Here is a 7398-nt window from a genome sequence, read left to right as displayed (position 1 = left end):
CTCTGTGAGAGTGGGATGTTAAAGTTGATGTGCCTATATCCTAGCCAGAACCTGCGCGCTATCGGCTCCCGGAAGAAGTTAGCGCTGGATATGAAGCGGATGGTTTGTGACTCGTGTCAAGAGAAGTGTCAAATGGAGAGACGTTTCAAGAGTCACAGAGAGACAGGCCGAAGGCCGAAGGTGTCGGGCGTCAGACTTCCCTGGAGAGTCTTTGCCCGGCGCTGACGAAGACCGAGATGTGAGCGTCGGTCCCCTTGGATATCTTTGCTCAGAATATCGATGAGCTCGCTGAACTCGCTGCCACCGTATTCCGCGTCCAACTTCTCTGGATCTTAGTGCAGACGAGCGTAACGTGATTATTGGTTCCGGTCCTGTGTCCCTTTAAACCCGGCGCGCGCTTCCCGGAAAGAACACCACCATGGCCGAGCCCTCTCCTAACAGAAGCGTAAAAGGGAACCCCGGGGGGGCACTTGTCCCCGTAGGGACACAAACAGAATGGAGATGGGCAATGGCAACTTTTCAGGGGGAATACAGAGGGTGAAGGACTTGGCGGATCCGAGAGAGCACTTGCAGACAATCAATGTCGTGCTCTCACCCCTTTTGAACCTGTATAAACCTGTTATTTGTATCGTCAATTCAGAGCAGACCTGAGGGGTACGCCTCCNTGGTGNANNNCGATTCCTCACNNATTTGTTGTATAGAGANCAAGNTNNNNGNCCANNTCACCANCCCTGGTGTNTGGACTCNNGTTCAATAGAGCGCAACAATACTCTTGAAGACTTACGANGCTCGGCGTCTGGTGTTGAGGAAGCGTTAGATGCGAGCGGTACNTGCANAGTCGNCNGAGTGTNNGTCGTCCCCATCCCCCCAAAGACCGTNCNNGCNNGGAGCNGGTCNANGAGTGATCCNGTTATNACCGGTGTAGACTGACTAACTGGTTGAGCGTTATGGGATTTCTGTTCCCCCGCTCGCTCAGAGACTTGTGCATGTACTGATTGTGATGACTTATCGAAGAACGATTCAGATGTGACCCACTCCATGAAATTGATGAACGATTGCCCCTCGAGAGCTTTCGTGTAACCATCGGCGACCATCAGATGGGTCGGAGTCATCAATAGGTCAATTGTTCTGTCATCACCACGGCAATGATGNTGGTTGAATGCTACCCGGGTCTTGAAATGACGTGCCTTATCATATGCTTTGTCATTCATCGCCATTTCTCTNCATGAGACATTATCCTCATGGATCGGAACTAGCTCGCTCTCAGGCCGAAGGCATAGTTCTTCACACAGCAGCTTGAGTGACAGTGCGTCCTTGATTGACTCGCAGAGTGCGATCGTCTCAGCTTCGGACGTGCTTAAAGCCACTAACTTTTGCAGTTGAGATTTGGCAGAGACCACCCCTTGATTCATAAAAGCAACTCTCCCGGATGTTGATCGTGCTGATGCAACGGTCCCGGCGAAATCGGCGTCGACAAACATTCTGAGCCGATTTGCTAAGTCTTGAGATGCATATGGAATCCTTCCTTTCGCCATGGAGGCGTCACGCACGTACTGAACGGCTCGATGCTTCGTGTTGTACAAGAATGCGACCACGTTCTTCGCCGCCTCGAAATGATTGAGTGAGGGACGGCTGCCATGACGGGCCAGAAACCCGACAGCAAACATGCAATCGCTGCGTGTCACATTGCAAATGTGTAGTAGGGATCCCACGATCGAGAGATATTCTTCATAGGGCATTTCAGGGGCTTCGACTGGTGCGAGTTTGTCCGACATCTTCATCGGCTCGCTAGGATACTTTGACAACTCCGTTAATCCATACTTCTCTGCTAGAGACTCGATGGCCTGGCGTTGATTGATCTCGAGTATCCCGAGTTCCTGGTCGTAGCGGATCTCACTGCCGAGGATCCACCCCTTACTGTTCATGGCCTCAGAGACTTGTCTTGCCTCTGTGGGTTGCATTGGGAACCTTGACTCCATTATGGTATCAAAATGCCGTGTTGCTTGATCGTCAGTGGACAGTACTGTGAGGTCGTCCACATACGTGGCGACGATAAGCTTGTGTTGTGTCGTAGTCGACTGAGGAGGCCGGCTTCCCACTCCGGGGACTGGCTCTCGGATGGTTGACTCCGCTTGAGGTTCCTGAGCTCGTGGATGAGCCGCAGGTGTCGGTTCGGTGGTCCACTCCTTAACGTAGACTGAACCGTCGGATATCAACCGCTTGAAACCATGGGATTCCAAGTGCGTGCGCAGGCACTGGCTCCAAAGGAACGCTGCCTGCTTCGTGCCGTAGAGAGACCGAATGAGTCGAAGGACGTATCCGGGGCACTTGTAATGTTCAGGAAGTCGCATATACAAGGGACGGTCCAATGATGCCTGCACGAATGCTTGTGAGACATCCCGTTGATGTAGTTGCAAACCTTCCGCGCAGCAGATAGACAACAACATTCTGAAGGTGTTGTATGACATAACGCTTGCGTATAATTGATCCGGCTCATAGTGGATTGANTCGATTTGCGAAAATCCCTGGCACACAAGACGTGCCTTGACCTTTGAGATCTTGCCGTCCGATCCTTTTTTCTTCTTCAGGACCCATCGGCAGCCGAATGTCTGCGAGCCATCTGCTTGCGAGACTGGGACCACCTGGAATGTTCCAATGCCGATGAGACCGTCCCACTCAGCTTCGATGGCCTCATGGTATGGTCTCTGATGGAGCTCCGGTAGTTTCTTCACGCCTCGATACCCGTCGGGGTCCTCGGCGTTCACAAAGGCTTCGTCCTCAAGTGGATTGTAACCTTCGGGATAGGGAGGTAGCGTCTTTCGATCAGTGCCTAAGACTGGTTCCTTGGTCGCATGATCCGTCATCACACTCGACATGATGACAGACAACTCGTCTGTGTCCTTGTCTTCGGGCCCCGCCATATCGGATAGCGACTGCATGAGACAAGANAACGGGTTGGCCATGACGGAATCCACGAATCGTTCGTGACGGTAGCTATTNATCACNGTTGTGGGATCATGTGCGTCAAACGATAGGACATTACAGCAGANTGGTACTCCATGACGGTCAGCCAAGTCCTGACTGTCGACGAAGTGGTCTGGGTGCGTGGGCTCGTTTCCAGGAAAGGTGATTAGACCGAATTTGTAGTCTGACCATATGTCTGCCCACGCCTTGCTTGTAATGGCGCTTCCTTTTCGCCCTCCGTGACCTCGCTTGGTGGTCTGGGCGATGACTAAAACTTCCTGAAGGGTGGTGGCTTTTGAGTACGCAGCGTATCTNTCATGCGAATCGGTGCCTGCCTTCTTCAGATTGAAAGCAGTCCATGGACTAGGATGGAACTCCACCTTGAAGTTTTCGTCGTGTGCCTTACGGACAAAGGCTTTGTCCTCGGCGGTAATGTGCTTGAGTTCTTTTCCAGCAGGGTGACTAGACAGATATCGGATCGGCCTTCCTGATGACAAAAGATGCATATCGCGCATTGCCTTATCTCGTTTTAGTGAAAGTTCTGAGAGGGGTCCCGAAACCTCGGCCGCACTGTCTATATCGAGTGGTGACAGTTCGTCCGCTTGCAAGACGGAATTGGGATCTTCANAGTTCTCTTTCTCTTCGAGATTGCTNTCCTTGGCCTTGGACATGTGTAGTATGTCAGGGATGAGGTCATCGTGACCTTCATCTGGAAGAGCTTGATGAGGTTCGGGCCATTCCTCGCCCCCCGCTGAACCTGCTGCTGGTTCTGCGGCCTCTTGTCGGCAGTGGACTTGGTCTACTGCCCCCGCTGAGTCGGGCTCGAAGTTCGATCCAACGGGTTTCTTTGGAACACTGCGGCGCGTGTGATCCTGGAATATACTCCGAAAGCGTAGAGCGGAATGCAGTGCTTCCGGAGTGGCATTGAACATGTCGTAATCGTCCGCGATGAGAGGGTGGAGNGTCTGCCACCGTCCCTTCTTATAAGCTTCCATCTGATCGTCGAACTCACGCAATCGCGAAGTCCGTTGACGCATAGCTTGCTCGTTGAACGTTAAATGCCACCGCGTGGCGACTTCTCGAGTCTCGGGATCGAAGACACGCATTCCGATACGGTCCTCGCTGANACCGATGTATAGCCACCTGCGGGTTTTGACGGTCCCCAAAAGATTCTTGGTCTTGGAGAACTTATCGTCGGAAAGACTTCCTGTCTGCTGGGATGGCTTCGTAGCAATCCGCCCCGAAGCACCGTAGGTATGTGAAGTCTGGTTTTTGATTCGTGAATAGTTCCCAGGGCGTGATCTCGTCAAGGAACCCTTTCACAGGGAGTCTCACTCGTAACCAATTGGAGTGATGGACCGCGAAGGGCCAGAGACTCCCGTGCAGACGGGCGGCATAGAGCATTGAGTTGGCTCGTTTCTTTATCGAACCGATTGCACTTTCCACCACGCCGTTTAACTGGGGTACGTACACTGGAGAGAGTCGATGATGGATCCCTCGTTTGTGGAGGAATTTGTCGAACACCGAGTTCCGATCCACGACGGGTGTGGCCCCGTCGGCGTCAGCGTTGCCGCTTGTGTCGTAGTTGGTCTGATCGTAGAACCCACCGAATGACGGATCATTATCAGATTGAATACACTTGATTATGTGATTGTGTCGAGCGTATATTCGAATGAGGCTATCAAGACACTCCAAAATCTCCTCTGTCTCCTTGGTTTTCAAATAGAAGACGACAGAAAATCGTGAGTACTGATCGATGCAGCACAAGCCGTACTTGTAGCCTCCGAGAATCGACTCAGGCATTTCCCCGAATATGTCGATTGAGACGATGTCCCCGATTTGTTTTGCGGTTGGAGACGCTTCGCGTGTGGAATTCACGTGCTTGGCTTTAGGCACAAAGCGTGAGCAGGTGAGGCAATTATCCTTATGGCATGGGTCATGCTTGGTGCATGATGCCTTGGCAGTGTTTCGAAGTTTGATGCCGCGGACGACATCATGATCGATGAGGAACTTGACATCAATCCCCTTCTGGTGCCCGAGACGTTCATGCAGTAATTGCATGTCAGAGACCACGGGACAGGCGACTCCGTTGTATTCGATGGAGTCGTATTCGTGGTCTTGGTCCATAAGTCCCAGAGCCGTGTCTGCCGCTACGAAGTCAGTGAGGTTCACCAGATAAACCCCGTTCCGCTCGACGAGTGGTAGTCTTTTGCCTTTCCACTCTAGATATGAGTTCCCCTTTTCAAAGTTCACTCGTGATCCCTGCTCAACCAGCATCGAAACGCTGATCAAGTTCAGTGGCGAATTCTTCAGAGCTGACACATCGTTGAGAGTGATATGTCCCAGGCTTTCACCCGTTACAGGGTCTTTNGCTTGGAGTTGNAAGTCGCCGACCTTTGAAGGTCTGATGACGTGCCCAGAAGCGGACATCATGGTTTCTCCTGGCATTGGAGATCTCTCATTCTCGAGAGCGATGCTGTCATCGAATAGGTGTTTCATTGCACCTGAGTCCATAGCTGCCCATGTCTTCTTGAAGAGTGACATAACTAAGTTGAAAGCAACCTCAGTCGGGCTATCCGTAGGACGGTCCTGTGCTGAGACAGGTGCTGCAGGAATCGAAAGTTCAGGCAGCTTGTGATAGTCACAACGAAAGTCGGCACCAGTTGTTTCGTGAGTGCCCATTTGTTTGTCGAGACTGTTGGCGGCGGTGAGGAGTTCGGAGAGGTACTGGCGCTCATGAGCTGCTTGTGCATTCCCGTCGGCCCCGACCGACATCACCGAGTGTTTTTCGATGCTGGCCATCTCAGCAGCGTGAAGGCTGGAGTCACATCGATCGGAAGTCATAGCTTCCTTGGTTTCCTGATAAGTAATCTTGCGATCATTCAAGGCTCGAAGATAGCAAAGAATCGAGTCAGGATGTGTGTCGCTTTTGTCGTGCGGTATTCCCCCCCCATTCTCCGATTCGGACATGGAAGTACGAAGAAAAGAATTGACCAAAGAATGAGCAAAAGAGACATCTGGATGCTGCGGATCCTCTGAAGCAAGCGGAGGGGCAGCACCGGAAGGTGGTCCATCCGAATCCTCGCCGTGAAGGAAAGAATTCAGACCAGAAAGTGGCGTGTAGACGCCAGGCGTGGCGTCAGACGACGACGGAGAAGTTTCATCCACCACCGCATCGGATAGCAAGGGCAAAGTCATTGCTTGATCCGTCGATGCCGTCATCAGCACGCCGGAGGCCCCCGCTGAAGCCTGTGCCAGGCTGCAGCGAGAGCAGGTGCGGGTGTTCTCATCACCCGCGGAGTCCCGGCACGAGGCCGAGGCTCAATGACCGTAACGGCGGAGCTGCCCTCTGAGGAGGTCGAGCTCCGCGTTCTCCCGCTTTATGATAGCAGAAGGGGTCTCCTCTGCCTGTGGCTGAGGTGGTGCCGCTTGGACTTTCACTGGCGTCATACCAGTGGCATGAGCCTGGAGCTGATTGACGACACTTGTAGCTGCTGCGACCCCAGCAGAATCAGCCACGGCTTTGACAGTGGCGGCTTGGTCGCGAGCTGCACGAGTAGTAAGAATCTCGTCGCGACGTAGCTTAGCCTCTCTGACAAACTCTCGTTCCACGTCTGTCAAAGGGACGGAGCGTCGATCAGCATCGGGACCAGAGTCTGGCGGCGTAGCAGCGGGGTTGGATCCATCAGCGGTGCCGTTTGACGAGGCGTCGGCAGCAGCGTCGTCGGCCGCTTCCTTGTCAGCCTTCTCCTCAGCCTTCTCCTTAGCCTTCTTGGCTTTCTCAGCTTTCTTAAGTTTGCGGTCCTTGGTCTTGTCGGACCCAGGCTTCGCGGAACCGGTGAGAGAGAGAACGAGGACATGAGAGCCACGACCAGCGACACCAGTAGGGGGTCGTGCATAATACATCTCATTAGCATACGCAGCGACGGCCTTGTCCCGGTGAATGTTTTCACGCGTGAGGTCTCCAGGGAACTTCCTCTTGAGAATATGGAACAAGGTATCAGGCCAACGAGTGAGTTGATTCGGCGGTGCGAACCGAGCAAGACAGAAGTCAACCACAGCCCGTTGTGGTTTAGTCAGGTTGTCGGGATTCACGAGCCCACCGTTACCCCCATTGAAGCGACAGACAGACTTGGCTGCCGCTCTGCCCAGCTTGTCGTCGACCGAAAGCATCTCAGGAAGGACCTTGCCAGGGAGCTGTTTTGGAGGCTTGATGACGAGAAGGCCACGGAGAGATGTGGGCAACAGTTCGTCGACCGCTTGCCGTATGCCTTCCAACATAGGTCGCTTGTCTTGAACTCTGCGTTGGTTTGAAGTGGCCACACGTGTCCACCCGCCAAGAGCGTCGAAGACTTGAAACCCATTGTTGGAGTCACGCGCGGCGTCAAGTTCACTACGATAGTGATTCGCCACTTGAGAATCAGCCATGGCTAA

At 53.1% G+C, this 7398-nt stretch carries 1 protein-coding gene; it reads right to left on the bottom strand.

The window, feature by feature from the left end; genetic code table 11:
• Positions 1 to 6285 precede the first annotated feature (6285 nt).
• A partial coding sequence (locus CMN27_RS00140) for a hypothetical protein (RefSeq protein ID WP_293623310.1) occupies positions 6286 to 7398 on the bottom strand: 1113 nt, incomplete at its 5' end.

The sequence above is a fragment of the Salinisphaera sp. genome (genome assembly GCF_002729955.1).
Classification (GTDB): domain Bacteria; phylum Pseudomonadota; class Gammaproteobacteria; order Nevskiales; family Salinisphaeraceae; genus Salinisphaera.
Note: the sequence above shows the minus strand (reverse complement) of the source record. Positions and strands in the feature narration are given on the sequence as shown.